This is a genomic window from Streptomyces sp. NPDC012510 (genome assembly GCF_042955065.1).
In the GTDB taxonomy this organism is placed as follows: Bacteria; Actinomycetota; Actinomycetes; order Streptomycetales; family Streptomycetaceae; genus Streptomyces.
This window is the reverse complement of the sequence record NZ_JBIBEN010000006.1, coordinates 408,184-433,923: the sequence shown is the minus strand read 5'-3', so window position 1 is coordinate 433,923 and position 25,740 is coordinate 408,184. Positions and strand designations below refer to the sequence as shown.

Annotated in this window: 26 protein-coding genes; 10 read left to right on the top strand and 16 right to left on the bottom strand. The window is 70.8% G+C overall.

Annotation, left to right across the window (positions count from 1 at the left end; genetic code table 11):
• Positions 1-104: 104 nt before the first annotated feature.
• From ACFY9I_RS14585 to ACFY9I_RS14565, 5 genes are all read right to left on the bottom strand, one after another.
• On the bottom strand, positions 105-1,391 hold the full coding sequence (locus ACFY9I_RS14585; protein ID WP_391001299.1) for a hypothetical protein: 1,287 nt from the start codon (positions 1,389-1,391) through the stop codon (positions 105-107).
• Positions 1,391-2,077, bottom strand: coding sequence for a sigma-70 family RNA polymerase sigma factor (locus ACFY9I_RS14580; protein WP_391001478.1), 687 nt, complete (start codon positions 2,075-2,077; stop codon positions 1,391-1,393). Before ACFY9I_RS14580 ends, ACFY9I_RS14585 begins: the two co-directional genes overlap by 1 nt.
• Before the next feature lie 394 nt (positions 2,078-2,471).
• Positions 2,472-3,398, bottom strand: coding sequence for a hypothetical protein (locus ACFY9I_RS14575; RefSeq protein ID WP_391001296.1), 927 nt, complete (start codon positions 3,396-3,398; stop codon positions 2,472-2,474).
• 185 nt (positions 3,399-3,583) lie between these two features.
• Complete coding sequence (locus ACFY9I_RS14570; RefSeq protein WP_391001294.1) at positions 3,584-4,210, bottom strand: sigma-70 family RNA polymerase sigma factor; 627 nt, start codon at positions 4,208-4,210, stop codon at positions 3,584-3,586.
• A 131-nt stretch (positions 4,211-4,341) separates the two neighbouring features.
• On the bottom strand, positions 4,342-4,488 hold the full coding sequence (locus tag ACFY9I_RS14565; protein WP_391001291.1) for a hypothetical protein: 147 nt from the start codon (positions 4,486-4,488) through the stop codon (positions 4,342-4,344).
• A gap of 185 nt (positions 4,489-4,673) precedes the next feature.
• On the opposite strand from ACFY9I_RS14565, the gene ACFY9I_RS14560 reads away from it, so the two are divergent.
• A complete protein-coding gene (locus ACFY9I_RS14560; RefSeq protein WP_391001288.1) occupies positions 4,674-7,202 on the top strand; it encodes an FG-GAP-like repeat-containing protein in 2,529 nt (842 codons plus the stop codon).
• Between the two features lie 17 nt (positions 7,203-7,219).
• Positions 7,220-7,381: a hypothetical protein gene (locus tag ACFY9I_RS14555; protein ID WP_391001285.1), complete on the top strand. Its 162-nt coding sequence runs from the start codon at positions 7,220-7,222 to the stop codon at positions 7,379-7,381.
• A 41-nt stretch (positions 7,382-7,422) separates the two neighbouring features.
• On the opposite strand, the gene ACFY9I_RS14550 is transcribed toward ACFY9I_RS14555, so the two are convergent.
• The 3 genes from ACFY9I_RS14550 to ACFY9I_RS14540 all read right to left on the bottom strand — a co-directional run bounded on the left by ACFY9I_RS14550 (position 7,423) and on the right by ACFY9I_RS14540 (position 10,370).
• A complete protein-coding gene (locus ACFY9I_RS14550) occupies positions 7,423-7,851 on the bottom strand; it encodes a hypothetical protein (RefSeq protein ID WP_391001282.1) in 429 nt (142 codons plus the stop codon).
• Positions 7,852-7,972: 121 nt separating this feature from the next.
• Positions 7,973-8,545, bottom strand: coding sequence for a hypothetical protein (locus ACFY9I_RS14545; protein WP_391001279.1), 573 nt, complete (start codon positions 8,543-8,545; stop codon positions 7,973-7,975).
• Positions 8,546-8,720: 175 nt separating this feature from the next.
• Entirely contained in the window at positions 8,721-10,370 is a 1,650-nt protein-coding gene (locus tag ACFY9I_RS14540) for a family 20 glycosylhydrolase (RefSeq protein ID WP_391001277.1), read from the bottom strand.
• 197 nt (positions 10,371-10,567) lie between these two features.
• Here ACFY9I_RS14540 and ACFY9I_RS14535 point away from each other — a divergent pair, with 197 nt between their 5' ends.
• The 5 genes from ACFY9I_RS14535 (at position 10,568) to ACFY9I_RS14515 (ending at position 15,198) form a co-directional block, all read left to right on the top strand.
• The gene (locus tag ACFY9I_RS14535) at positions 10,568-11,206 is read left to right on the top strand and encodes a 2-oxo-4-hydroxy-4-carboxy-5-ureidoimidazoline decarboxylase (RefSeq protein WP_391001274.1); all 639 of its coding nucleotides are present in this window, start codon (positions 10,568-10,570) and stop codon (positions 11,204-11,206) included.
• 557 nt (positions 11,207-11,763) lie between these two features.
• Complete coding sequence (gene sdhC, locus ACFY9I_RS14530) at positions 11,764-12,144, top strand: succinate dehydrogenase, cytochrome b556 subunit (protein ID WP_391001272.1); 381 nt, start codon at positions 11,764-11,766, stop codon at positions 12,142-12,144.
• Between the two features lie 5 nt (positions 12,145-12,149).
• On the top strand, positions 12,150-12,641 hold the full coding sequence (locus tag ACFY9I_RS14525; RefSeq protein WP_391001270.1) for a succinate dehydrogenase hydrophobic membrane anchor subunit: 492 nt from the start codon (positions 12,150-12,152) through the stop codon (positions 12,639-12,641).
• A 23-nt stretch (positions 12,642-12,664) separates the two neighbouring features.
• Positions 12,665-14,419 carry a succinate dehydrogenase flavoprotein subunit gene (gene sdhA, locus ACFY9I_RS14520; protein WP_391001268.1) on the top strand — a complete coding sequence of 585 codons (1,755 nt, stop codon included), beginning with the start codon at positions 12,665-12,667 and terminating at the stop codon, positions 14,417-14,419.
• Complete coding sequence (locus tag ACFY9I_RS14515) at positions 14,419-15,198, top strand: succinate dehydrogenase iron-sulfur subunit (protein WP_391001267.1); 780 nt, start codon at positions 14,419-14,421, stop codon at positions 15,196-15,198. Before sdhA ends, ACFY9I_RS14515 begins: the two co-directional genes overlap by 1 nt.
• A 114-nt stretch (positions 15,199-15,312) precedes the next feature.
• Here the strand turns inward: ACFY9I_RS14515 and ACFY9I_RS14510 are convergent, their stop codons facing one another.
• From ACFY9I_RS14510 to ACFY9I_RS14495, 4 genes are all read right to left on the bottom strand, one after another.
• Entirely contained in the window at positions 15,313-15,576 is a 264-nt protein-coding gene (locus ACFY9I_RS14510; protein WP_005481016.1) for a TM2 domain-containing protein, read from the bottom strand.
• A 339-nt stretch (positions 15,577-15,915) separates the two neighbouring features.
• Positions 15,916-16,314: a DUF2752 domain-containing protein gene (locus ACFY9I_RS14505; protein ID WP_391001265.1), complete on the bottom strand. Its 399-nt coding sequence runs from the start codon at positions 16,312-16,314 to the stop codon at positions 15,916-15,918.
• A complete protein-coding gene (locus ACFY9I_RS14500; RefSeq protein ID WP_391001263.1) occupies positions 16,307-16,798 on the bottom strand; it encodes an NINE protein in 492 nt (163 codons plus the stop codon). Before ACFY9I_RS14500 ends, ACFY9I_RS14505 begins: the two co-directional genes overlap by 8 nt.
• 231 nt (positions 16,799-17,029) lie before the next feature.
• Positions 17,030-17,761 carry a thioredoxin domain-containing protein gene (locus tag ACFY9I_RS14495; protein WP_391001475.1) on the bottom strand — a complete coding sequence of 244 codons (732 nt, stop codon included), beginning with the start codon at positions 17,759-17,761 and terminating at the stop codon, positions 17,030-17,032.
• A gap of 309 nt (positions 17,762-18,070) precedes the next feature.
• Between ACFY9I_RS14495 and ACFY9I_RS14490 the strand changes: the two genes are divergently transcribed.
• Entirely contained in the window at positions 18,071-18,871 is an 801-nt protein-coding gene (locus ACFY9I_RS14490; protein ID WP_391001262.1) for a hypothetical protein, read from the top strand.
• A gap of 178 nt (positions 18,872-19,049) precedes the next feature.
• Positions 19,050-19,460 (top strand): VOC family protein, encoded by a 411-nt coding sequence (locus tag ACFY9I_RS14485; protein WP_391001260.1) that lies wholly within the window; start codon positions 19,050-19,052, stop codon positions 19,458-19,460.
• 367 nt (positions 19,461-19,827) lie between these two features.
• Here the strand turns inward: ACFY9I_RS14485 and ACFY9I_RS14480 are convergent, their stop codons facing one another.
• The 3 genes from ACFY9I_RS14480 to ACFY9I_RS14470 form a co-directional block, all read right to left on the bottom strand.
• Positions 19,828-21,381 (bottom strand): ABC transporter substrate-binding protein, encoded by a 1,554-nt coding sequence (locus ACFY9I_RS14480; RefSeq protein WP_391001257.1) that lies wholly within the window; start codon positions 21,379-21,381, stop codon positions 19,828-19,830.
• 170 nt (positions 21,382-21,551) lie between these two features.
• Entirely contained in the window at positions 21,552-22,964 is a 1,413-nt protein-coding gene (locus tag ACFY9I_RS14475; RefSeq protein ID WP_391001472.1) for a metallophosphoesterase, read from the bottom strand.
• Between the two features lie 16 nt (positions 22,965-22,980).
• Positions 22,981-23,223, bottom strand: a complete 243-nt coding sequence (locus tag ACFY9I_RS14470) for an SCO4848 family membrane protein (protein ID WP_391001254.1) — start codon at positions 23,221-23,223, stop codon at positions 22,981-22,983.
• A 127-nt stretch (positions 23,224-23,350) separates the two neighbouring features.
• Between ACFY9I_RS14470 and ACFY9I_RS14465 the strand changes: the two genes are divergently transcribed.
• Positions 23,351-24,664, top strand: coding sequence for a D-alanyl-D-alanine carboxypeptidase family protein (locus ACFY9I_RS14465; RefSeq protein ID WP_391001251.1), 1,314 nt, complete (start codon positions 23,351-23,353; stop codon positions 24,662-24,664).
• 196 nt (positions 24,665-24,860) lie between these two features.
• Here ACFY9I_RS14465 and ACFY9I_RS14460 read toward each other — a convergent pair whose 3' ends face one another.
• Entirely contained in the window at positions 24,861-25,736 is an 876-nt protein-coding gene (locus ACFY9I_RS14460; protein WP_391001249.1) for a YhjD/YihY/BrkB family envelope integrity protein, read from the bottom strand.
• Between the last annotated feature and the right edge of the window lie 4 nt (positions 25,737-25,740).

Below are 25,740 nucleotides of genomic sequence, written 5' to 3'. Positions count from 1 at the left end.
CGGGGCGCGGGGGCGCGAGCGATGGACGGGGCGCGGGGGCGCGAGCGTGGGGCGCGGGACCGGGCGCGGGATAGAGGGAGCGGGATAGAGGCAGCGGGAGACTGTCAGAGCGCGCGGGACAGCGGTGACCGGGTGGCGGGGTCGGCGGGCGGGGTGGTCCAGGGGACATCCGAAACGTCTGCGCCGGCGCGGCACCCGAAATTGACGGGGGTCACCGCCCCGAGCTGACCATGATGGCCGCGGCCACCGTGACCCTTGCCGCCCTTGCCGCCGTTGTTCTTGCCGCCCTTGCCGTCGCCGTCGCCGTGCCGGGGGCCGTCTCCGTCGCCCTTGCCGTTCCCCTTGCGGCCCTTGCCCCTGTGGGAGTCGTCGTCCTCGTCGGAGTCCTTGCCCGACCGCGTCCTGTCGTCGCCGGAGGAACCGGTGGAGCCGTCGGAGCCCGAAGAGCCGGTCCCGGTGCCCCTGCCGGTCCCCGTGCCGGTTCCCGTTCCCGGGCGCTTCGCCTTGCCGGGATTCTCGGCGCCGGACAGGACGCCTTCGCAGTACCGCTTCAGTTGCCCCTGGTTCTTGCGGCCCGCCGCGCCCTCCAGGCCGCGCCGGCGGTCGGCGTCCAGTTCCTTGCCGGCGCGCACGTCACGGCAGGCGGACAACACGCTGTTCCACCACTTCCGGGTGCCCTCGCCCTGCCCGGTGTCACCGGGCAGGCGCTCCGCGTCGGTGCCGCCGGAGGGGTCGTCGCCGTTCGGCGTGACGTCCGGGGAGCCCTCGGGTGTGGGCTCGGCCGGACTCCCCCGCTCGCCGTCGCCCGGATCGGCGTTCGGCGACGGTGACAACAGCAGCCGGTCCGGCGTCTCGGCGGCGGGGATGGAGGCGGAGGGTTCCGGTTCGTCGTCGTGGAACGTGCTCAGCGCGCCGCCACCGGCTGTGAGCGTGACCCCGCCGAGCATCCCGGCGGCCAGCGCCGCGACCAGCCCGTACCGCACAGGGCGGCCCCAACGGGCCCGGCGGCCGTCCGGCGCGGAGGACACGGGACGGCCGAGGCGTACGAGTCCGGCGTCGGCGACCGGGGCCGGGACGGCGTGCGTACGGCTGCCACGGCCCGGCTCCGCCGCCTCGGAGTGCGCGGCGCGCGCGAGGCATTCGGCGCGTTCGACAGAGCGGGCGGTACGGGCCGTGCGGGCCATCCGGAAAGCGGCCAACGCGGCTTGCTCGCCCGGGAGTTCCGCGTTCTGCGACGGGGCGGCCGCGGCCTCCGCGGCCAGGGCGCCGAGCGCCTCGGCGAGCCGGTCGGCACGGGCGCGGGTGTCGGCGTCGACGGCTTCGAGCGGCTCACCACGCAGCAGCCGCTCCGCGACTTCGCGGTTCAGCCACCTGTACTGCTCGTCGGCCATCACACATCCTTCTGCGTCCGCGAACGCGTATGCGTCACACCGGCGGACGTGGTCGCGCGTGCGCGCGGTTCTCTCGGCGGGGGGACGGCGTCCAGCGGATCACCGGATTCCGGGGCGCCCTCCGAAGCCGTCTCCGGATTGTCCCCGATCAGTTCGGCGAGCCGTTTCAGCCCTCGGTGCGCGGCCGTGCGGACGGCTCCCGCGCGCTTGCCCAGCGTCTCGGCCGCGCTCTTCGCGTCGAGGCCGACCACGACACGCAGCACCACCGCCTCGGCCTGGTCCTGCGGCAACCGGGCGATGAGCGACAGCGTCCGGTCGGTGGCCAGGGCCTCCATGGCCTCGCCGGCCGTGTCGGACTCGGCGGCCTTGCCGGTCAGCTCGGTCTCGTCGCCGCCTATCGCGGGACGGCGCCCCCGCATGCGTATGTGGTCCAGTGCCCGGTTGCGGGCGATCCGGGCGGCCCAGCCCCGGAACCGGTCCGCGTCACCGCTGAACCGCTCCAGGTCACGGGCTATCTGCAACCAGGCCTCGGAGGTGACGTCCTCCGCGTCCGGATCCCCGACCAGCGTCCGTACGTACCCGAGCAGCCGTGGGTGCACCGAGCGGTACACAGTCCGGAACGCGGTCTCGTCACCGTCCTGCGCCGCAAGCACCGCGGCGGTCAGCTCCGCGTCGTCCCCCAGCACCCGCGCGCGCCCCTCTTTTGCGCCTCGACCGGCCCCGCTCTCACGGACCGGGTTGTCGCCGTCGTGGTTCCTCGAATGGATGGTCATGGATGGTTGCGGTGCCAGGCCGTGGAGGGTTGTGGTGGTCTTCCGCCATCCACGATCCGGCGCGAAAGGCACGTTACGGCCTGAAACCGCTGACCGTCCATGTCCGTAGAACATGCAACTGACTCGTGATGCGGTGAGGTGTGACAGAAAACGCAGGCGCGGCGCTGTAGGTAGTACGGGTCGCCGCGCGGCCCGTGCCGCGCGACGGTCGGGGCCTCTCCTGTGGGGGGTGGCGGCCCCGACCGTTGCCATCGGCGGAGTCGGCCGGGTGTCTTGCGAGTACGGGGGTCTCGCGAGCACGCCGGCCTTACTTCGTTCCCCGCCCCGCACCCGGCCGTTCCGGCCGACCGCCGGAGGAACCCGACTGGTCCGACTCGTCCGAGACCGTGGACCGGCCCGTCTCGCTCGGCTCTTCGGACGGCTTGGGCTCACTCGATGGTGTCGACTTGTTCGCCGGGGTTGACCCTTGCGGTGGTGTCACCTCGTCCGCCGATCGGTCAGCTTTGCCCTCTTTCCTGACCTTGTCAGCCTTGTCGGCCTTGTCGCGCTTATCGGCTTTATCGATCTTATCGGCCTTGTCGGCGCGCCCCTCGTTCGTCTTCGCGCACGCACGGCAGTGGGCCTCGGTGTCCCCCGACTCGGCGGGCGGATCGCCCGGCGCGGTGTCGGTGTCGATGCCGGTGTCGGGGGCATGCGGAACGTCGGAGGGTCCGGACCGGGCGGGGGCGCCGTCCCTCGAGGACCGGCGGTCCTGGCCCGAGCGGTTTCCGTCGGCGCCGCCGTCGTCGCGCACCGCCGAGCCGATCGCCGCGAAGGCGACTCCGCCGAGGGTCAGACTGGCCAGCAGAACGGCCAGGGTGGTGCGGATCGAGAGCTGTACGCGGCGTCGGGCGTTCGGCCGCCAGTCGTCGCGACGCCTTGTACGAGCGGTGCGCGCCCCCTTCTCCCGGGCCGCCCGGAACGCGGCAACGGCCCGCGCCTCACCCTCACTGCCCACCTCGGCACCCGTGCGTACGGCGGCGAGCAGGGTGTCGACGGAGAGGACGGCGGCAGCAGTGCCGGGCGGAACGGCGGCAGGAGTGCCCGAGGAGAGGCCCTCAGGAGTGCCCGGCGAGAGGCCTGGCGAAAGGTCCGCAGGAATGTCGGGGCGGGTGTCGGCGGCGGTCTCGTGGCGGGCGTCGCTCATGGTCGGGCGGCGCTCGGCCCCGTGTCCGCTGTCGCGCCGTTCATCCATGTCCGACTCCGCCCCTGCCCGACGGCATCTCGCGCCCTTCCTGGTAGCCGCTCTTCCGTTGGTGTCGTGCCCCTGACGGCCGGCGCCGCGGCCGTCGAAGCCGCGGCTGTGGCCGTGGCGACCGTGCCCGTGCCTGTGGTGACCGTCGTCGTCCGCATGGCCGTGGGGGCCGTCGTCGCGGTCGGTCATCTCGACTCCCCCAGCGTCCGGGAGCCGTCATCCGTCACACCTTCGCCCGTACCTTCACTCACACCGTCGCTCGCCCCTTCGGCCCGGAGGAGCTGGGCGAGGCGCTTAAGGCCCCGGTGGGTGGCCGTGCGGACCGCGCCCGGCCGTTTGCCGAGGACGCGGGCGGCGGCGGGGCCGTCGAGGCCGACGACCACCCGCAGCAGCACGGCCTCGGCCTGGTCGCGGGGCAGCCGGGCGACGAGTGCGAGGGCCTGCTCGGTGGAGAGGGACTCCAGGGCCTGGTCCTGGGTGCTGTGCGTGCCGGGCAGTTCCAGCAGGTCGTTCTCCAGCGCGGTCGCCCGGGGTCTGACCTTCTGGCGCCGCAGATGGTCCAGGGCCCGGTGCCGGGCGATGGTCGCGCTCCAGCCCCGGAAGCCCGCACCGTCGCCCTTGAACCGCCCGAGGTCCCGCGCGATCTCCAGCCAGGCGTCCGAGGCGACGTCCTCCGCGTCGTCCCCGACGATGCCGCGCAGATAGCCCAGCAGTCCGGGCTGCACCAGCCGGTACGCCACCGCGAACGCGGCCTCGTCCCCGGCCTGCGCCCGCGCGACGGCCGCGCCCAGTTCCCCGTCGTACGCCTGCACGCGCCGAGGCTCCCCTCCCTGGCCCCAAGCCGTCCGAGACAGGCCACGTCAGTGCCGGGATCGCCTTCCGGGGGACCGTCCCGGCCGCCGCCAAGCCCCCACGATGATCTGCGCCGGGCTTCACGGAAGTGTCACAGCGGGCCGCGACGCCACCCGTTGTCGAGACCAGGGACGACCGTTTCGTACGAGTCGATCATCTCGACGGTGCGCCGGCGGGTGCGCTCACCCATGAGAGTTGCGGCCGCATCACCGGGCGCCACGGACAGTCCATCGAGCACGTTCCACAGCTTCTTGGCCTCGGCCTTCGCGACGGCCGCTTCCGTGTCTCCCCCAGCGGGCCCCGGAGAACGACGCCGGAGGTGGTGCGGGACACAGTCGCACCTGTGACGCTCGGGGCGGTCCGTGCGCTGGAGTAGAAGGCCACCCGTGTGACGGGTGGCAGCTTTGTCGATCACCTCTGGGAGTGGGGCATTTGAGCCGCCGGAAGACCCGTGCGTACCAGCCGTTACGTGTGCGGCGGAGGGCGTGGCTGACGCTGGCGGCCGTGGTGGCGGGAGGCGTGGGCACCGCGTCGTACGCCGTGGCCGGTCCGGCGGACCGCGGCACCTTCGACGCTCGGGCCGAACGGCCCGTCGAGGTGCGCACGTTGGCACTCACGGACGCCGGCGACGGCCGCCGGGCCCTGGCGCGCACCACCGCCCGTCCCTTCTCCCTCCTCGGCGTCTCCTGGACCGGCGCCGACGAACTCGACGGCACCGCCCAGGTACGCACCCGTGACTCGGCCACCGGCGAGTGGACCGCCTGGCGCACGCTCGTCCCGGCCACGCCCGTCACGGGAGTCGCGCGGGGCACCTCCGCGCCTGTCTGGGTCGGTCCCAGCGACGGCGTCGAGGCCCGCGTAGTGGCAGCCGACGGCTCCGCGACGGCCGGGCTGCCTAAGGGACTTGAGGTCAGTCTGGTCGATCCCGGACTGACGGCCGAGGAGTCACGGAACCCGGACCCGGCCGGTGACATGGTCCCCGCGGCGTTCGTCGCCGACGATGTGCCCACCCCCCTCGCCTCGACCGTCACGCGCCCCCCGATCGTCAGCCGGGCCCGCTGGGGCGCCGACGAGTCGACGGTGACGGGTGCGGCGCAGTACATCGACAGGATCAGCGCGGTCCTCGTCCACCACACGGGCGGGACCGACGCCTACAGTTGTGCCGAGTCCCCGGCCCTGATCCGCGCGTTGACGGCCTACGACATCCAGACGGCCGGCCGGGGCGACCTGGGCTACAACTTCGTGGTCGACAAGTGCGGTCGTGTCTACGAGGGCCGGGCGGGCGGCGCGGACCTGTCGGTGCGCGGCGAGCACACCCCCGGCTTCGACGGCGACTCGACGGGCATCGCGGTGCTCGGCGACTTCGAGAACGGCGCGAGGCCGAGCCGGGCGGCCGTGGAGTCCGTGGCGCGGCTGGCGGCCTGGAAACTGGGCCAGTACGACGGTGACCCGACCGGGAAGGTGACGCTGACGGCGGCCGAGGACAGCGGGGTGTTCGCAGGGGGCGAGTCGGCCGAGCTGGACGTGATCTCCGGCGGCAAGGACGCCGCGACCACCACGTCCCCCGGCAGGGACCTCTACGCCAGGCTTCCCGAGATACGCCGCTACGCCGCCTCCCCCGGCCGCGACTCCGCGATCCCGACGGCCGACTACACGGGCGACGGCGTCAGCGACCTCGTCGCGCCCACGCACCGCGTCGGCAGCGGCTCGCTCACCCTGGTCCCCGGCGGCGTGAACGGCCCCGTCCCCGCGTCCAAGCTGCGCCTGGACCAGGCGAGCGCGGGCGTGCCGGGCGCCGCCGAGTCCGGTGACCAGTGGGGCGCGGCGACCGCGTGGGGCGACATCGACGGCAACGGGTACGCGGACCTCGCGATCGGCGCGCCCGGCGAGGACGACACCACCGGCCACGCCGACCGGGGCGCCGTGACGATCCTCTACGGCCCCGCCTTCACCGCCGACGCCGACACCATGGCCCTCGGTGACGACTACGAGCCGAGGGGCGCGCGGTTCGGCGCGACCGTGACGGTGGGGGACTTCAACGCCGACGGCAGGGCGGACGTGTTCACCGCGTCCACCGGTACGGGCGGCAACTGGGCGGCGCGTTTCGGCGACGGCCACGAGGTCGCCGGTGACCTCACCACGGCGACGGGCTCCTTGGCGTACGCGGACTCGGCGACCGGCGACTTCAACCGGGACGGCTACGCGGACGTGGCCCTCACCTACCGCGACGCGTCCGGGGCCGGCAAGGTGACCTGGTTCAAGGGCTCCACGTCGCTGGGGCTGACGAAGGCCTCGACCCTGACCGTCAGGGGCGGCCGCGCCATCGCCGCGGGCGACGTCAACGGCAACGGCTACGACGACATCGTCATCGGCCAGCCCTACGCCTCCGAGTCCGGCGGCAACGCGGGTGGTCAGGTCACGATGGTGCCCGGCTCGTCCACCGGGTTCACCACCACCGGCGTGACGACGATCCACCAGGCCACGGCGGACGTCGAGGGGGCCTCCGAGACGTCCGACGGTTTCGGGTCCTCCGTGTCGGTGGGCGATGTGAACGCCGACGGTCACGCCGACGTGCTCACCGGTGCACCGAACGAGGACATCACCCGGGCCGGGAAGAACCGTTCCAACGCGGGCTCGGCGTGGCTGCTGAAGGGAACGGCCTCCGGCCTGACCGGCACGGGCTCCCTCGCGCTCTCCCAGGACGCCCCGGACATCGCCGGCTCCACCGAGACCGACGACAAGTTCGGTTCCGCGACCTCCTTGACCGACGTCACGGGCGACGGCCACGCCGACCTGCTCACCGGAACGGAGGGCGAGGACGGCGGCAACGGCACGATCCTGTACGTCCCGTCCCTCAACGGCACGCCGTCCCGCCCGCAGTCGTCGTACTACGGCCGCACGCAACTGGCCACACCGACAGCCGGCCGCCTCGGCCAACTCCTCACCCCCTAGGCGCGGGTGGTACGTGGTTGCTCGCGCAGTTCCCTTCGCCCCTGAAGAACCAGGCCCTGGTGGGCCTGAAGAGCAGGGCCCAGCCCCTGCTCTTCAGGGGCGCGGGGAACTGCGCGACCAGCCCCACCCACCCGCACCCGAAGAACACACCCAAGGCGGTCGAAGGGCGCAGCATCTGAGGATGAACCGGGTAGGGGCGGCGAGGGCGAAAGACCCCGCTTCAGCCGGAGGCCATCGCGTCGTGGCACAGCAACCGCAACGACCCCTCCCCCGCAAAGCACCGCCGAGCCTCATCGAAGGGATCCCAGAACCGCCCGTCCCAGGCACGCACCCAGTACCCACCCCCGGACTCGACCCACTCACCCCCGACGGAACGCACCACGACCTCACCCCCGTACGCCCCGAACCCCCTCAACACCCCTTCCACGGCCGCGTACGGCGCCCCCTCCCGCCGTATCTCCTCGATCATCCGGTCCACTCGCCACAGACTCCGCGTCGAGTAGTCGAGGCGCACCCGCGCGCCCTCCCGCATCATCGCCACCGCGTCGGCCGCCCACCGGACAGGCTTCGCCGCACTCCCGGACCGGTTCCCGAGGCTCCCCGAAGCAGGGGACGTACTGACCGGACTGAATGTCTGCTGTGCGCTCACACTGGGGACAGCGCTCGCCCCACCGCGCGCGTCACACGATTTCGCCGCCCTGCGCGACACCGGTGCAGGACCACCACACCAGGCCCCAGGACACCCACAGGACCACCAGAAGAAACCAGGTTTACCGCCTCGGCCCCCGGGCCCTTCGCGACACGACCGCCCGCAGCACCCGACGCCCCTCCGTGGACACACCCAGCGCCTGCCGCACCCCCGAGGCGCCGTGCTGCGCGAGCAGTTCCAGCACCACGAACTGACGACGCAGTTCGGCGGCGACGAGATGGGACACACCCTCGGTACGGCCCTCCCGGCAGGCGGCCACCGAGTCGTCGCCCCCGGCGTCCAGCGGGTCGAGCAGTTGGTGGACACGCAGGGCGGAGACGGAACACAGGTCGGCCCACTCCCGCAGCCCGTCGCCGGACCGCTCCGCGGGAACCGCGTCGAGCATCCGACGGACGAGCAGGACGACCTCCTCCCCACCGGAGGGCGACGGCGGCGACACCGCGGCATCCAGCTCACCGCGCACCTTCGTGACCTTCTCTCCCCACCCCGCCCCGTCGTCCACCAGCCCCGCCCACAGCGGACGCAGAACCTCGTCGTCACCCCCGAGAAGCGGTACGCAGCGATCCAAACAAGCCAACCCGCTTGCCGCCAGACCGCGTTCGTCGGCCTGGGCCATCAGCTCCACCAGGCTCATCACGCCTCCCCTAGATCCCGCTCGACCACGCCCCGGTTATACGGAGCCCACACTTCCCCTTACTGCGTGCGACGACGCGGGAGTGTCACAGAGGGACGACCCCGAGCCGGTCGAGCATCCGGAAAAGAATGTTTTCAGCCAAGGGGTCCGCCGGTCCAGGTTCCGATGCCCGAATTCAGCTCACCTTCCCCGCCAGCTCCCGGAACTGCGTCCAGCTCAGACCCGGCTTCCTCGGGTCCCACAGCTTCTGCGACAGCGCCCGCAGCGGCATCCGTACGCCCGCCGCGACCTGCGCCTCGGTCTGCCGGTTCGCGAGATCGCACCAGACGGCGAAGGAACCGCCGAGGATCTGGTCGTCGTACTGCGCGGAGACGGCGGTCGTGCCGCGGAGCACCCTCGGGGTCCAGGACTCGTAGATGCGCTGTCCGGTCGGGTAGACGAACTGGTTGGGCTCGCCGAGGACGTAGTACAGGTACTCGTCGTTGTAGTTGATCACCTGCCGCCCGGCGCTCAGATACTCGACCGGCGGCCGGGCCCCGATCTCCTTGCCCGTCCAGTACGCGACCTGGATCGCCTTGTCCGCCTGGACCGAGCCGCCCCTGAAGAACCCGTCGTTCCAGGCCCGAACGGTCCGGTCGTGGCCGCGCATCACCTTGGCGCGGTCGTTGAGCCACCCGGTCGCCAGATCCGCGACGGTGGCGCCGGCGCCGTACTTCTGCCGCGCGGCGGCGGCGAGCTGCGGGTAGGACGCCTCGGGGTCGGACACCATCAGCGCCCGGTACTCGTCGGCGCCGAGGTGCCAGTACGCTCCGTCGAACAGACCGGCGTACTCGTCGAGCAGCTCGTCGACGACTTCGGCCGCCCGTGGCTTGGAGATGTCGACGGCACCGCGTGCGGCCACACCCTGGGCGTTCACCAGCTGCAGTCCCGGATTGCCGGCGATCACCGCGCCCAGATGGCCGGGTGAGTCGATCTCCGGTACGACCTCGATGTGCCGGCTCTTCGCGAGGTCCAGGATCTTCCGCACCTGCGCCTTGGTGAGGTGCTGTTCCGACACCACCTCGGGATGGGACGCGGACTCGATCCGGAAGCCCTGGTCGTCGGAGAAGTGCAGGCCGAGCTGGTTGTACTTCAGGTCGCCCAGCTCACGGACGCGGTCCTCGATCCAGCCCGCCGTGAAGTGTTTGCGTGCGATGTCGAGCATGAACCCGCGCTGCGGTTTGGCCGGCTCGTCCCGGACGACGCCTTCCGGCGCCGTACCGCCGCCGCGCACCTCCTGCTTCAGGGTGCGGGTGCCGTAGAAGACGCCCGCCTCGGCGGGCGCGGCGATCCGTACCCGTCGGTCCTTCACGGTCAGCGTGTACGCCTCCGAGCCGGACTTCCCCGTCCCGTCGAGCGCCAGCTCCACGTCCCCGTCCCGGGGCCGGGCCTCCCCGGCGTACTCCAGACCCAGCTCGTCGGCGGTCAGCCGCCCCTCGTCCGCCAGCTCCGCGTTCCGTACGACGATCCGGCTGCCGTCGGAGGGCTTCCAGCCGGGACCGCGGGCGGCCTCATGCTGCCGTACGGCGGGAACGGTCCGGGGTGCCTGCGAGAGCGGATACGTGCGGGAGGGTGACGGGGACGGCGCCCCCTCGGCCGCGTTCGCCGACACCGACCGCTCGCGGGACGGCTCCGCCCCGCTCGGCGTGCGGGTCCCGCCGCCCGGCCACACGGTCACGGCCACCGCGACCGCGCCGCCCGCCAGGGCCACTCCCGTACCCAGGAGCAACCCCTTCGAGGTGATCGCCGTCTTCCTGCGGGGAGCCCTGCGCCGGCCACGGTTCACGACGCGCCCCTGGTCCCGATTACGGTCACCGTCCACGACCTCTCACACACCTCTCGCCCGCGCCGTCCCCCGGTTCACTCCCGACTCTCTTCCGAGCCCTCTCCACGAAACCTACGACGTCCCACCACCCGACCCGTCCACCACAGGTTCCGAAACTCTCCCGTTCGGGTGAATTTCGGGCATCGAACGGACAATCCATGACCTGCCTCGATAACGTGGTGGCGCATCTCGCTCAGCTTGCCCCGCCACCCCCTACGCACCGCCGAGGAACCACGCTGCCCGCGCACCGTCTCCCCCGCCTCCCCGGCCAGGTCGCCATGACGGAGCAGGTCAAGGTTCAGGTCCACGCCCCGGCCCCGTCGGCCCTGGAGCGGTTCAACCAGGCCCCCGCCGACACCGCCCGCCAGGCCCTCCTCACCTGCCTCCGCAGCCTCCGCTGGGCCCACCGCCTCACCGACCACCGCCCCTACCCCGACCTCGACGCCCTACTCGCCGCCTCCGACGAGGCCGCGTACGACCTCACGACGGCGGACCTGGCCGAGGCCCTGGCCGGCGAGACCCTCCCCCCGCTCCCCGAGGACACCTACGGCGCCGCCCACACCGCCCTCAACGCCGCCCACGCCGCCTACGAGGCCCGCTTCGGCCACGTCTTCGTCATCGCCCCGGACGGCACCGGCCCCGGCGAAATCCTCGACCGAGCCCTGGAGGGCATCCGCACCCGCCTGGCGAACGACCCCGAGGAGGAGCGAATGGTGGTCGCGGAAGAGCTACGCCGCCTGGCCAAAGAACGCCTGACCAGCCACCTCAGGGACACGGGAAACCGCGCGACCCTCTAGGGGCACCGGGAAGCACGCACCCCTCTGGGACCGCGGGGAACTGCGCGATCTTTTGGGGGCACGGGGAAGTACGCACCTCTCTGGGGCCGCGGGGAACCGCGCACTCCCTTAGGGGCGCGGGGAACTGCGCGATCCTTTGGGGGCGGGGAACCGCGCACTCCTCTGGGGGCGCGGGGAACCGCGCACTCCTCTGGGGGCGCGGGGAACCGCGCACTCCCTTAGGGGCGCGGGGAACTGCGCGATCCTTTGGGGGCGGGGAACCGCGCACTCCTCTGGGGGCGCGGGGAACTGCGCAATCTTTTAGGGGCGCGGGGAACTGCGCGATCAGCCACAACGAACCCGCACCCGGCAACGCACAGGCACCCCCTCCCCGGCCCCCGCCCGCTACTCACCCTTACGTGCACCTTTGTATGCCAGTTTGATCACACCCCCCATCCCGGCTTAAGCCAAGTGCAACGACGTCGCTACCATGGCCGGGGCCGGTGGACCGTACCCGGCCGGGTCAGACCGACAAGCAAGCCGGCCGGCCCCAATCCCCGCTCCCGGAGGGTTCTTCCGTGCCGGCTGGAACGCTGTACCGCGGCCGGGAAGGAATGTGGTCCTGGGTGGCTCATCGAGTCACCGGCGTCCTCATCTTCTTCTTCCTGTTCGTACACGTGCTGGACACCGCTCTCGTCCGTGTCTCCCCCGACGCCTACGACAAGGTCGTGGCCACGTACAAGACGCCGATCGTCGCGCTGCTGGAGTACGGCCTCGTCGCCGCCATCCTCTTCCACGCGCTCAACGGTCTTCGGGTCATCGCCGTCGACTTCTGGTCGAACGGCCCCCGTCACCAGAAGACGATGCTCTGGACCGTCGTCGGTATCTGGCTCGTGCTGATGATCGGGGCCCTGTACCCGGTCCTCGGTCACGCCGCTCGTGAAGTCCTCGGAGGCTGAGGCAGATGTCCGCCACTGAAACCACCGCATCCGGCATCGGCCCCGTCGAGGGCTCCGGGGAGCTGTCGGGCTACAGCCCCGACAACCCGGCCCCCGTCATCGAGCCGCCCCGCAAGCGCACCAAGAAGACCCCGAAGTCGACCCGCGGCAACTTCGAGATGGCCGCGTGGCTCTTCATGCGCCTGTCCGGCATCGTCCTGGTCGTCCTGGTCATCGGCCACCTGCTGATCCAGCTCGTCCTCGACGGCGGTGTCTCCAAGATCGGCTTCGCGTTCGTCGCGGGCCGCTGGGCGTCGCCGTTCTGGCAGACCTGGGACCTGCTGATGCTGTGGCTCGCGATGCTGCACGGCGCCAACGGTCTGCGCACGGTCATCAACGACTACGCGGAGCGCCCGAACACCCGCCTGTGGCTCAAGGGCCTGCTCTACACCGCCACGGTGTTCACCATCCTGCTGGGCACGCTGGTGATCTTCACCTTCGACCCGAACATCCGATAGGCACGGGGCTGAGGTAACCGATCATGAAGATCCACAAGTACGACACCGTCATCGTCGGCGCCGGCGGCGCCGGTATGCGCGCGGCCATCGAGTCCACGCAGCGCAGCCGCACCGCCGTGCTGACCAAGCTGTACCCGACCCGCTCCCACACGGGCGCCGCGCAGGGCGGCATGGCCGCCGCGCTCGCCAACGTGGAGGAGGACAACTGGGAGTGGCACACCTTCGACACGGTCAAGGGCGGTGACTACCTGGTCGACCAGGACGCCGCAGAGATCCTGGCGAAGGAGGCCATCGACTCCGTCCTCGACCTGGAGAAGATGGGCCTGCCGTTCAACCGCACGCCCAACGGCACGATCGACCAGCGCCGCTTCGGCGGTCACAGCCGGAACCACGGCGAGGCCCCGGTCCGCCGCTCCTGCTACGCGGCCGACCGCACCGGCCACATGATCCTCCAGACGCTGTACCAGAACTGCGTCAAGCACGGCGTGGAGTTCTTCAACGAGTTCTACGTCCTGGACCAGTTGATCACCGAGGTCGACGGCGTCAAGAAGTCCGCCGGTGTGGTCGCGTACGAGCTCGCCACCGGCGAGATCCACGTCTTCCAGGCGAAGGCCGTGATCTACGCGTCCGGCGGCTGCGGCAAGTTCTTCAAGGTGACGTCCAACGCGCACACCCTGACCGGTGACGGCCAGGCCGCCGTCTACCGTCGCGGGCTGCCGCTGGAGGACATGGAGTTCTTCCAGTTCCACCCGACCGGCATCTGGCGCATGGGCATCCTGCTGACGGAGGGCGCCCGCGGTGAGGGCGGCATCCTCCGCAACAAGGACGGCGAGCGCTTCATGGAGAAGTACGCGCCGGTCATGAAGGACCTCGCGTCCCGTGACGTCGTGTCACGCTCCATCTACACGGAGATCCGCGAGGGCCGCGGCTGCGGTCCCGAGGGCGACCACGTCTACCTGGACCTCACCCACCTCCCGCCGGAGCAGCTGGACGCCAAGCTCCCGGACATCACCGAGTTCGCGCGGACGTACCTCGGCATCGAGCCCTACACGGACCCGATCCCGATCCAGCCGACCGCGCACTACGCCATGGGCGGCATCCCGACCAACGTCGAGGGTGAGGTCCTGGCGGACAACACGACCGTCGTCCCGGGTCTGTACGCCGCCGGCGAGGTAGCGTGCGTGTCGGTGCACGGCGCCAACCGCCTGGGCACCAACTCACTCCTCGACATCAACGTCTTCGGGCGCCGGGCGGGCATCGCGGCCGCCGACTACTCCCAGAAGGCCGACTTCGTCGAGCTGCCGGAGAACCCCGAGTCGCTGGTCGTCGAGCAGATCGAGCGGCTGCGCGCGTCCACGGGCAACGAGCGCGTCGCCGAGCTGCGGCGCGAGCTGCAGGAGACCATGGACGCCAACGTCATGGTGTTCCGCACCGAGCAGACGATCAAGACGGCCGTCGAGAAGATCGCCGAGCTGCGCGAGCGCTACAAGAACGTGGCGATCCAGGACAAGGGCAAGCGGTTCAACACCGACCTCCTGGAGGCCGTCGAGCTGGGCAACCTGCTCGACCTGGCCGAGGTCATGGCCGTGTCGGCCCTCGCGCGCAAGGAGTCCCGCGGCGGTCACTACCGCGAGGACTACCCGAACCGCGACGACGTCAACTTCATGCGTCACACCATGGCGTACCGCGAGGTCGGCGACGACGGCTCCGAGACCGTCCGCCTCGACTACAAGCCGGTCGTCCAGACCCGCTACCAGCCGATGGAGCGTAAGTACTGATGGCAACCCCGACCCTGGACAAGGCGGACGCGGCCGGCAGCCCCGAGCCCGGCTTCGCCGACTCCCCGTACATCACGGTCACCTTCCGCGTCCGCCGCTTCAACTCCGAAGTCTCGGCCGAAGCGACCTGGGAAGACTTCCAGCTGGAGATCGACCCCAAGGAGCGCGTCCTCGACGGTCTGCACAAGATCAAGTGGGACATGGACGGCACCCTGACCTTCCGCCGCTCCTGCGCGCACGGCATCTGCGGCTCGGACGCCATGCGGATCAACGGCAAGAACCGTCTGGCCTGCAAGACGCTGATCAAGGACATCAACCCCGAGAAGCCGATCACGGTCGAGCCCATAAAGGGCCTCACGGTCCTCAAGGACCTGGTCGTGGACATGGAGCCGTTCTTCCAGGCGTACCGGGACGTGATGCCCTTCCTGATCACGAAGGACACCAACGAGCCGACGCGTGAGCGCTTCCAGACCGCCGAGGACCGCGAGCGCTTCGACGACACCACGAAGTGCATCCTCTGCGCCGCGTGCACATCGTCGTGCCCGGTGTTCTGGAACGACGGCCAGTACTTCGGTCCGGCCGCGATCGTCAACGCCCACCGCTTCATCTTCGACTCGCGCGACGAGGCCGGTGAGCAGCGCCTGGAGATCCTCAACGACCGGGACGGCGTGTGGCGTTGCCGCACGACCTTCAACTGCACGGACGCCTGCCCGCGTGGTATCGAGGTCACCAAGGCGATCCAGGAGGTGAAGCGGGCGCTGATCACGCGCCGCTTCTAGGCTTCCGGGCCGTACTACGACGCTGAGGGCCCCGCTCCGGGATCGGAGCGGGGCCCTCAGCGTGTGTGCCGAGCCCGATGGGCTGTTCATCGAGCCCTGGGCTCAGGAGCGACGTCAGCCGCGCAGGACACGGCCCTGGGCGTCGGTGCGGTCGTTGCTCGTGAGGAACAGGATGCCGTCGATCAGCGACCAGAAGCCGAGACCACCGCAGGTGAGGAGCTGGGCGACGCCCACACCGACGGAACCGACGTAGAACCGACCGATGCCGAGGGTGCCGAGGAAGAGCTGCAGAATACCGGCGACGATCTTCGACTTGTCGGAGTACGGGCGGCCCTGCGGGTCGTGGCCGAAGGGAGCGTCAGGGGTGGGGACGGTCATGGAAGTAACTCCTGGAAGTACTGACTGAGATACCGGAGCGGATTGCTCCGGGGGGAGTCGCAGGAGAGAAGGCGCGGCGAATACCGGCAGCGATCCGGCACGGCGAATACCGGCCAACGATCGAGACACGACGTAATCCCCCGTCATCCCCCCTGTCGCCGTTGCAGCCTAGTGAGACTCAAGGGACAGAGGGGAGGGGAAGCGGGCGATCGTTCCGATTCCGTGATCCGGTTCCAGCCAACTTGCGACAACTGACCGACGTAAAGCGGGCGTAAGGGATTAACAGGCGTCCGGCACGGAAAGAATGCAGAGTTGCGGTGACGGCGCCGTGAAGGCGGCTCAGCGCAGGTTGCGGACGATTGTCCACGTCACGGCGATGCCCAGGATCAACGCCTGGGTGCGGGGCTTGAGTCGGGGGCGCCAGCGGCGTCCCCGCAGGCCCTCGACGAACCAGCGGCCCAGCAGCGCGAGCGCGAAGGGCGCGGCGAGCAGAAGTGCGCGGTTGTCGTGCCAGGCCGCGGCGAACTGGCCGTGCATCAGGTCGTACACCATGCGGGTGCCGCCGCACGCGGGGCAGAGCAGGCCCGTGACATAGCGGAACGGGCACTGGGGCAGCAGATGGCCGGGCTCGTGCGGGTTGGTGCCGTACAGGTACGCGGCGCCCGCCAGCCCGGCGGCGGCCACCGCGAGGGGGGCCGCCGCCGGATGCCGGAGGGTGGTGAGGCCGCGCTCAGCCACGCAGGACACGTCCGTTGGAGTCCGTGGTGTTGCTGCTCGTCAGCAGGATGATGCCGTCGACCAGCGACCAGATGCCGAGGCCGCCGCAGGTGAGGAGCTGCGCGATGCCGAGGCCGACGTGGCCGATGTAGAAGCGGCCGACGCCGAAGGCACCGAGGAACAGCGAGAGGATGCCCGCGACGATCTTCGACTTGTCGGAGTACGGGCGGCCGTACGGGTCGTAGCCGTACGGGGCGTTGGGGTCGCCGGTGTAGGCGCCGCCGACCGGGGGCGCCTGGTAGCCGTAGGCCGGCTGGGCGCCCTGCTGGGGGTACCCGTAGCCCGGAGCGGCGCCCGGCTGCTGGTACGCGTCCTGCTGGTAGCCGCCCTGCGGGGCACCGTACGGGTTGGCGCCCGGCGCCTGGCCAGGAGCCTGGTTCGGGTACCCGTAGCCGGGCTGGGGCGGCTGCGGGGGCTGAGCGGGCTGCTGGGGCTGCTCGGTCACGGTACTGACTCCTGCGTGTTGATTGCTTGAGCGGCTGAAAAGCTGAATATGGGCTGTCCGTCATATTGCAGGAGGGAAGGGCCCGGAGAGAAGTTGTTACTTCGGCCGGTACCCGCCCGGGACCCGCATGTGCGCGGAGTCACAGTACGGTCGCCCTCGGAGGCAGGACAGCCGGTCTGCACCATTCCGCTCCCGTCGCGGGCGGGCCGGAGCCGGCGGGCGAGTGGGGGGTCACCCCATGTCCTGCGACAGGGACTTGTCGTCCTCCCATGCCTGGGGATCCTGCTTTACGGCCCCCAGCAACTGGTCGAACGCGTCCCGGTCGTAGAGAACACCGGCGTACATCTCCCGAATCCGGTTTCCGTTGATCGCGGCCGTGGGGGTACCGGGCCCGCGCGGGTCGGATGCGCCACCCGCACGCTCGTAGGCCTTCTGCGACCTCGTCACGAAGTCCCGGTACTTCATGGTCTTGACCGCCGAGTCGAACGCCGGGCCGCGCAGTCCCCCCACCTCTTCGGCGAGGCTCAGCAGGTACGCGTCGGTGAAGCCGTCGACGGCCTCCTCCGGCTGGTTCTCGTAGAGCACGGCGTGGTACTCGGCGAATCTTCCCTCCTCCAGCGCGGCGCGCAGGGCGTTGACGGCCTTCTTGGAGCCGCTGCCGCCCACTCTGTCGTCGAGGAAGGAGGCGAGGGTGTACTCGGTCACGACCGTACGCCGCAGCGTGTGTTCACGCGCGGCCGGGCCGCCGCCGGTCCGCTCGAACTCCTCGCAGTAGGGGCACCGCGGGTCTTCGAAGAGACGAAGGGTGACCGGCGCCTTCGGGTCCCCCACACGGATCGTCGTACCGTCGGGGTCGAGCGCCTCGGGCAGCTCCCGCAGATCCTCGTACTGGACTATCGGCTCATCCCGATTGGCACGTTGCCCGCACCCGCCGAGCAGCAGCCCCAGCGCGACGGCCACCACGGTCACCGGTCTCCTCCACGCACACACCATCTCCGCACGCCCCTCCCCACTCACCGAAGGGCCGGATCACAGCCTGCGCGGCTCCCCTCCCCCATCGTCTTCCGCCCCGAACACCCGCGGGCCTGACATGTCCGCGCACTGTACGACGCCCCGCGACGACCCGGCACGCCGAAGCGGACCTCTTGCTCCGCCGACGTCAGGCACCGAGGGCTACCCGGAGGCTCGCTCCTGCCGCCCGGAGCGGCTCCGCTTGGCCAAATAATGCTTAACTCCCGTGACGGATGGGGCCGTTGTTCGCAGACTGCCCTCATGACCTTCCTGAGGAAAGCCGCGGCCGCAGTGACGGCCACGGCCGCGATCCTGATCGCGACACCCCCCACAGCCTCGGCAACGCCCGCGCCGCACAACACGTACGGCGGGTACGGCGGCACGCTCGTCCGGGAGAACTTCGACCGCCTCCCGCTCGGCCCGGTGACGCGGGGCCGGGGATGGACCACCGACACCTCCAACGGCACCCTGACCGTCGCGCCCGGCGCCAACGGCCACGGCCGCGAACTCCGTGTCCGCACCGAGGGCAACGGCCGCGCCTTCGTGGTCCTGTCCGACCTCGCCCCGCGCGGCAACAGCTTCTGGGCCCGGATGCGGCTACGCGTGACCAAGTTCCCCAAGGCCCCCGACTGGGCCCACTGGACCCTCGCGGAGGCCTCCGGCGCCGACTCCCCCACCCTCGTCCGCCCCCTCGGCGGCCAGTACGCCCCCACCGACAAGGGCAACTTCTGGGGCGTCGGCTCCGACCTGGGCCCGACGGGCGACTGGACCGCCTGGAAGACCTCGTCCCCGGCGGTCTCGGGGAAGTGGCAGTGCGCGGAATTCCACCTGGACGCCACGGACAACCGAGTCACCGTCTACCTGGACGGTGTCGAGCAGTCCGACCTCACCGTCTCCACGAAGAACCACGGCGGAACAGCCGACGACTTCGTCTTCCCGACCTTCGACGAGCTGAAGCTGGGCTGGCAGCTCTACCAGGCGAACCCGGCGCCGGCCGCGTTCGAGATGCGGCTGGACGACATCGCGGTGAGTAGCCGCCGGGTGGGCGGCTGCAAGGCCTGAACCGGACCCTTCCACCGAGGCCGCGAAGGAATTCGCGGCCTCACCCCTCGTCCGCGGCGCCGACACCTGCGGGCAGCACGACCAAGGGGGGCATGACCAAGGGGGGCATGACCCGCGACACCGGACGTCCACGTCGAGGCTCCCGCCCCCCGAGCACCTCCGGCCTTAATCTGACGACATGTCAGACTACGAATCGTACGAACTGCTCGGCTTCGACAACGTCCTCCTCCCCGTCGGTGACCTCGGCGAGGCCGTCTCCTTCTACGAGCGGGCCGGGTTCGCCGTGGCCTTCCGGCTGGACGAGGCCGGGATCGCCGGGTTGAAGGTGGGCAAGGAGACGCCGGGGCTGCTGCTCCGGGTGGAGGAGGAGCTGCGGCACCGTCCGCCCGCGTGGGCCACCGCGCGGGTGTGGCTGGAGGTGCCGGACGCCCGGGCCTCGGCGGCGGACCTCGCGGCGGCGGGGGTCCCGTCCATCGATCCGCCGTTCTCCGTCGCCACCGGGTGGACGGTCGAGTTCGCGGACCCCTGGGGGAACGTCATCGGCCTCACGGACTACAGCAAGCGCCCGGAGCTGGCGCGCACCTGTTGAAGGCCCCCGCCCGCGGGTGACCGGGGGCGGAACGCTGGCCAGTCGGCGGTGAAGGGGGAGAACCCGGTCGGGACTTCGGTGACGTGCAGGTCTGAGAAGAGCAGGGTCGGACGGTGGGCGTCGGTCTCGATGAGGACCTCGTGGAATTCGATCCCGATGGCTCCCGCCCAGCGCCGGGTCGCGTACGACTCGGGGAGGCCCTTGGCCCCCGGGTACAAGGCGCTGCACCGACCCGGCCGGGGACGAGTACGAGTACGAGTACGAGAACCACCGTCCGCACTCTCCCGGCGAGGTCATCACCCTGCCCGCGTCCATCGGCGCCGCGGTGGGCCTGGACGTCAACGCGGTCCTCAAGCTCCCCTGTCGGTCATATCCATTCCAGCTGCCACAGCCTGAAGACACCGGTCCCATCGGACAGGTACTGCGCCCCGCCCACGGCCTGGCTGCCGAGGACGTACTCCTTGCGCTGCCAGAGAGGGATCACCGGAACGTCCTCGGCCACGACCTGCTGCAGCTCCTTGAAGTCCGCCGAGGCCAGGCTGCGGTCCTCGTAGCGCCGACTGTCCTGGATGAGCCGGTCGACCCGCTCGCTGCTGTAGCCGTTGTCCAGGGAACCACCGGTGCCGACGAGGGGCCCGCTGAAGGTGTCGGGGTCGGGGTAGTCGCCGATCCAGCCGACGCCGTAGGCGTTGAGCTTGCCCTCCGCGTAGCGCTGTTGGAAGGCGCTCCACTCGTACGCCTTGGTCGTGACGTAGAACAGCCCGCTCGCCTCCAACTGCTCCTTCAGTTCGGCGGCCTCGGCTGTGGACGCCCCCCGGCCCTCGGCGTACCCGTAGGTGAAGCGCACCGGCATGGTGACTCCGGCCTCGTCGAGGAGTTCGCGGGCACGCTGCGGGTCGGGCTTGGGGTAGGCGTCGAAGAAGGAGGTGGTGTGGCCGGTGATGCCGGCCGGGATCAGCGAGTACAACGGGTCGGCGGTGTCGTCGTAGACCTCGGCGACCAGCTTCTCCCGCTTGATCAACACCGCCAGCGCCTGCCGCACCCGACGGTCGTGGAAGGGCGAGCCCACCCGTACGTCGAGGACGAGGTTGCGGGTCTCGGTGCTGTCGGCCTCCGTCACCCGCTGGTCCGGGGCGCTCGGCGACAGCCCGGCCAGCGTCGAGGGCGGCAGCGTGCGCGTGGCGACGTCGACCTGCCGGGTCTTCCAGGCCTTCTCCAGCTCCGCCGAATTCTTGTAGTAGCGCATGAGGACGGGGTTGCGGGCGCCCTGGGCGGCGCCCTGATAGGCACCGTTGGGCGCTAGGCGGGCCTGCTGGTCCTTGTACGCGGTCAGGACGTACGGGCCGGTGCCGTCGGCGCCGCCGTCGGTGCGCAGCCGGTTCGTCGGGTACTTCGTGCGGTCGACGATCGCGCCGACGCCGGTGGCCACCTTGAACGGGAAGGTGGCGTCCGGCCTGGAAAGACGGAAGCTGACGGTCAGCCCGCCGGCGCTCACCGACTGGAGGGTGTCCAGCAGCGCGGCGGGGCCGACGTCCGCGTTGATGCGCCTGACCCGGTTGAACGAGTACTGCACGTCCGCCCCGCTCACCTCGCGCCCGCTGGGGAACCTCAGGCCCTCGCGGAGCGTGCAGCGGTAGACGACGAGCGCCTTGTCGGCGAACGCGCAGCTCCGGGCCGCGTCCGGGACGGGTGCGGCGCCGCCGGGCTCGAAGGTCAGCAGGGACTGGAACACATTGCTGAACAGGGCCCAGGAGCCGGCGTCGTAGGCCCCGGCCGGGTCGAGCGAGGTGACCGCGTCGGTCGTCCCGACGGCGATCGTCCTGTTCTCGTCCCGCTGGACCGGCCACAACTGCCAGCCGCCGATCGCGGCGATCGCCAGTACCAGCAGCGACACGAGAATCCGCAAGCGAACCGACCGCATCGGCGCCCCTCCCAAGACCCCCACCCGGCCCACGACGCACGGTGGTCGCGCGGTGGCGCGGATCACCTAACCACAGGGACCTGTGTTGACGGAAGTCAGGTTTTGTTCAGTTGAGAAAGAACACGGTGATTGCGCCAACAACGCCTGTCCGTATAATTTCTGACGTCCCGTCATGTCCGCTTCGACGCCAGCTCCACCACCGTGATGTCCGACGGCGCGCCCACCCGCACCGGCGGCCCCCAGGCGCCCGCGCCTCGGGAGACGTAGAGCTGGGTGTCGCCGTAGCGCTCCAGGCCCGCGAGAGTGGGGTTGGCGGCTTGGGCGACGTAGGTCATCGGCCACATCTGGCCACCGTGGGTGTGGCCGGAGAGCTGGAGGTCGACACCGTGGTCGACGGCGTCGTGGATCTGGACCGGCTGGTGGGCGAGGAGGACCACGGCCCGTGAGGTGTCCCGGTCGCCGAGCGCCTTGGCGAAGTCGGGGCCCTGGCCCTCGTCCTCGCCCGCCACGTCGTTGACACCGGCGAGATCGAGGTACGGCAGTTCGCGGCGGGCGTTCTCCAGCGGGATCATGCCCAGTCGCCGCACCTCCTCCACCCACTGCTCGGCACCGGAGAAGTACTCGTGGTTGCCGGTGACGAAGTAGCTGCCGTGCCGCGCCTTCAGGCCCGCGAGCGGGGCCGCCGCCGGCCCCAGGTCCGCCACGCTGCCGTCGACCAGGTCGCCGACCACCGCGATCAGGTCGGGCTGGGTGGAGTTGATCGTGTCGACGACCTTCTGCGCGAAGCCCCGGCCCAGCAGCGGCCCGAGGTGGATGTCGCTGACCACCGCGATCCGGAAGCCGTGGGCCGCGCGCGGCAGTTTCGCCAGCGGCACGGTGACCCGCTTGACCTTGGGGCCGCGTACGACGCCGTACGTGCCGTAGCCGACGGTTCCGACGGCCGCCGCGGCGACGGCACCGCCGACGACACGGGAGACGAACAGGCGGCGGGAGGGGTCGGTCGCCGAAGCCGTGGAGGGCACGGTGGGCGGAGGTCCGGCCGGCTCGGCGGCCCCGGTCGACTCGGCCGGCTCCGCCGACCCGGCCGGGTCCATCGGCTTGCCCGGAGCGGTCGGCTTGCACATGTCCGACGGCTTGGTCGTGTCGGACAGCCTGGTCATGTCCGTCGGCTTGCTCATGTCCGTCGGCTTGGCGCCCGCGGGGACCGGCTCCGGCTCCGGCTCACGGACGACCGGTTCGGGATGCTCCGCGGACGTCGTCGTGCGCCGCTCCGCCAAACGGCGGACGAGGGGTCGTACGAGCTCTCCCACCAGCAGGGCCAGCAGCAGGTACAGCGAGAGGGCGAGCCACATGAAGCCCGGCCAGGTCAGTGTCTGCTGCAGCCAGAAGGGGGCGCCGGCGCGCTCGGACACGAAGCCGGCGACCATCAGCACCGGCCCGGCGATGAACACGCCCGTGCCCACCCGTCTGGCGAGGCCCGGCCCGCGTGTCGTGTCGCGCACCAGGCGGCCCCACGCGTACCGGTGCAGGGCCGCGAAGGCGCCGAGCACCAGCAGGGCGACAAGGACGAAGACGATGATCATCACGTCGTACTCCAGGTCACGCGGTTCGGCGAAGGGCGCGCAACCCGCGCAACCCGATGACCCCGATGGCCGTCCCCAGAACAAAGGAGACGACGGCGAGCGTCAGATGCACCCAGAAGTACGCCGTCGGATCGCCCGCGTCGTCGAACGCGAGCCCGCTGCCGTCCTTCCACAGGTTTTTGATGAAAGTGATCCAGATGACCCAGCTCCACACCCCGAAGGCGAGCAGGAACCAGGAGAGGGGGCGGCTGAGCTTCATGCGTTCAGTATCGCCGCCGATGGCAGGCCTCTCGCGCCGGGGTGCGAGCGGGGGCGTGAGCAACGACAAGCGCGCCGTGGGGCTTAGTAGTGGGATTTACCGGTCGGAGCCATGTACTTTCTCGATCGTGCCCGTCTCCCAGAAGACCGCCAGGCGCCCCCTGCTGGTCACCTCAGCCACCCTGCTGTCCCTCTCGCTGACGTCGCTGACGACACTGACGGCCGCCCCCGCCTTCGCGGCGAAGCCCTCACCGAAGCCGTCAGCGAGTCCGAGCGCCACGCCGTCCGCGACTCCCCCGGCGACCATGTCGACGGTCGGCGGCGAGCTGCTGGGCAGGCCGGGCACACAGGCGAGTCTGGGCAGTGACGCGCCCGTGCTGCCCAAGGGCATCAGCGCGCGGTCGTGGATCGTCGCGGACGCCGAGACCGGTGATGTGCTGGCCGCGCACAACGCGCATTGGCGGCTGGCCCCGGCGAGCACGCTGAAGATGCTGTTCGCGGACACACTGCTGCCGAAGTTCAACAAGGACGACACGCACAAGGTCGCCTCCGCCGATCTGGCGAACGTCGGCTCGGGCTCCAGCATGGTCGGAATAAAGGAGGACGAGACATACACCGTCCACGACCTCTGGCTCGGTGTCTTCCTTCGCTCCGGCAACGACGCGGTGCATGTCCTCGCCGCCAAGAACGGCGGTGTCAAGCAGACCGTCGCCGATATGAACGCCCATGCCGAGGAGCTCCAGGCCCTCGACACGCACGCGGTCAGCCCGGACGGCTACGACGCCAAGGGGCAGGTGTCGTCGGCGTACGACCTGACGCTGATCGCCCGGTCGGGGCTGCAGAAGAAGGACTTCCGGGAGTACTGCTCCACCGTGCGGGCGAAATTCCCGGGTGAGACCAAGAAGGGCAAGAACGGGAAGAGGACCCGGACGACCTTCGAGATCCAGAACACCAACCGGCTGCTCACGGGTGACAGCGGCCTCGACGCCTACCAGGGCATCGCGGGTGTGAAGAACGGCAACACCACGAACGCGGGCGCCACGTTCACGGGGGTCGCCGAGCGGAACGGCAAGGTCCTCCTCGTCACCGTCATGCACCCGGAGAAGGACGAGCACAACCAGGTCTACAAGGAGACCGCGAGCCTGCTCGACTGGGGGTTCAAGGCGGCGGGCAAGGTGACGCCGGTGGGTGAGCTGGTGCCGCCGAAGGGGGCGGACACCTCCGGTGAGGCCACCGCCGAGCCCAGTGCGCAGGCGGGGGCCACGGCTTCGGCGTCCGCGGCGGCCTCCGGCGGGGCGGGCGGGAAGTCGGTCGCCGCGAGTGCCTCCGGCGGGGCCGGTGGGATCGGGGTCGCCCTCGGGATCACGGGGAGCGTGTTGGTGCTGCTGGCCGGTGGGGTGTTCCTGGTGAATCGGAAGTGGCCTCTGCGGGGGCGGAAGTAGGGCGGCGGGGAGCGCGCCGCGTACTTGCCGCCCGGATGCGGACCGCTGGTTCGTCGTGGCCGATCGGGCTGTTCGTCGCGCGTTCGTCGCGCTGTTCGTGGGGCGGCCGTAGGGCGTTCGTCGCGGCGGTCGTCGCACTGTTCCCCGCGCGTTCGTCGGACGTTCGTCGCGGCCTGTCGCGCGTTTTCCCGTGCCCTCAAGGGACACGGGTGTCATCCGGGGTCTCCTTGCTGCCCTCCGCCGTCCAAGCCGCGCAGTACAGCAGCAGCTTGGTGGTGAGGTTGATCCAGAGGAGGAGGGCGACCGGGACTCCGAAGGCGCCGTACAGGCTCTTGGACGCGATGCCCTGCATGTAGCCGCTGATGAGGAGCTTGAGGAGCTCGAAGCCGACGGCTCCTATGACGGCGCCGACGACGAGGCGTCGACGGGGTGGCTGCACGCCGGGGAGCAGGGTCAGCACGTAGAGGAGGAGCAGGAAGTCGGCGAGGACTGCGACGGCGAACGCGGCGACGCGCAGGAGGAAGCCGCCCCACCCGTCGCGGTCGATGCCGAGTTGGTCGGCGATCCAGCCGACGGCCCAGGAGGCGACCGTGGAGGCGGCCAGGGAGACCAGGACCGCGCCGCCGAGGCCGACCAGGACGCCCATGTCCTTGGTCTTGGCGAGGACGGGGTTCTCGTCGGGGTCCGGCTTCTCCCAGACCGCGCGCAGACAGCCGCGCATCTCACCGACCCAGCCGATACCGGTGAAGACGAGCAGTGTGCCGGCGATGACCCCGACCGTGCCCGCGTTGTCGACGAGGCCTGCGATGTCGAGCTGGTCGGAGATGCCGGGCACCTGCTCGGCGATCCTGCCCTCCAGGTCCCGCTGCCGGTCCTCGCCGAGGGTCGCCGCGGCGATCGCGGCGGCCAGGGTCAGCAGCGGGAACAGCGCCAGAAAGCTGATGAAGGTCATCGCGGCGGCCAGCCGCGTCCACTTCACCCGCTCCAGCCGTTCGTACGAGCGCCATGCGTGCGTGGTCATCAGGCGCTCGACCAGGGGACCGACCCCGGGGAGTTTCTTCAGCCAGTCCATGATC

Coding starts and splice junctions, on each gene's coding strand:
- ACFY9I_RS14525 (WP_391001270.1), top strand. CDS start 12,150: ATGTCCGCCACTGAAACCACCGCATCCGGCATCGGCCCCGTCGAGGGC.
- ACFY9I_RS14475 (WP_391001472.1), bottom strand. CDS start 22,964: ATGATCATCGTCTTCGTCCTTGTCGCCCTGCTGGTGCTCGGCGCCTTC.
- ACFY9I_RS14515 (WP_391001267.1), top strand. CDS start 14,419: ATGGCAACCCCGACCCTGGACAAGGCGGACGCGGCCGGCAGCCCCGAG.
- ACFY9I_RS14480 (WP_391001257.1), bottom strand. CDS start 21,381: ATGCGGTCGGTTCGCTTGCGGATTCTCGTGTCGCTGCTGGTACTGGCG.
- ACFY9I_RS14575 (WP_391001296.1), bottom strand. CDS start 3,398: ATGGATGAACGGCGCGACAGCGGACACGGGGCCGAGCGCCGCCCGACC.
- ACFY9I_RS14585 (WP_391001299.1), bottom strand. CDS start 1,391: ATGGCCGACGAGCAGTACAGGTGGCTGAACCGCGAAGTCGCGGAGCGG.
- sdhA (WP_391001268.1), top strand. CDS start 12,665: ATGAAGATCCACAAGTACGACACCGTCATCGTCGGCGCCGGCGGCGCC.
- ACFY9I_RS14460 (WP_391001249.1), bottom strand. CDS start 25,736: ATGGACTGGCTGAAGAAACTCCCCGGGGTCGGTCCCCTGGTCGAGCGC.
- ACFY9I_RS14510 (WP_005481016.1), bottom strand. CDS start 15,576: ATGACCGTCCCCACCCCTGACGCTCCCTTCGGCCACGACCCGCAGGGC.
- ACFY9I_RS14490 (WP_391001262.1), top strand. CDS start 18,071: ATGACCTTCCTGAGGAAAGCCGCGGCCGCAGTGACGGCCACGGCCGCG.
- ACFY9I_RS14470 (WP_391001254.1), bottom strand. CDS start 23,223: ATGAAGCTCAGCCGCCCCCTCTCCTGGTTCCTGCTCGCCTTCGGGGTG.
- ACFY9I_RS14535 (WP_391001274.1), top strand. CDS start 10,568: ATGACCTGCCTCGATAACGTGGTGGCGCATCTCGCTCAGCTTGCCCCG.
- ACFY9I_RS14545 (WP_391001279.1), bottom strand. CDS start 8,545: ATGAGCCTGGTGGAGCTGATGGCCCAGGCCGACGAACGCGGTCTGGCG.
- ACFY9I_RS14485 (WP_391001260.1), top strand. CDS start 19,050: ATGTCAGACTACGAATCGTACGAACTGCTCGGCTTCGACAACGTCCTC.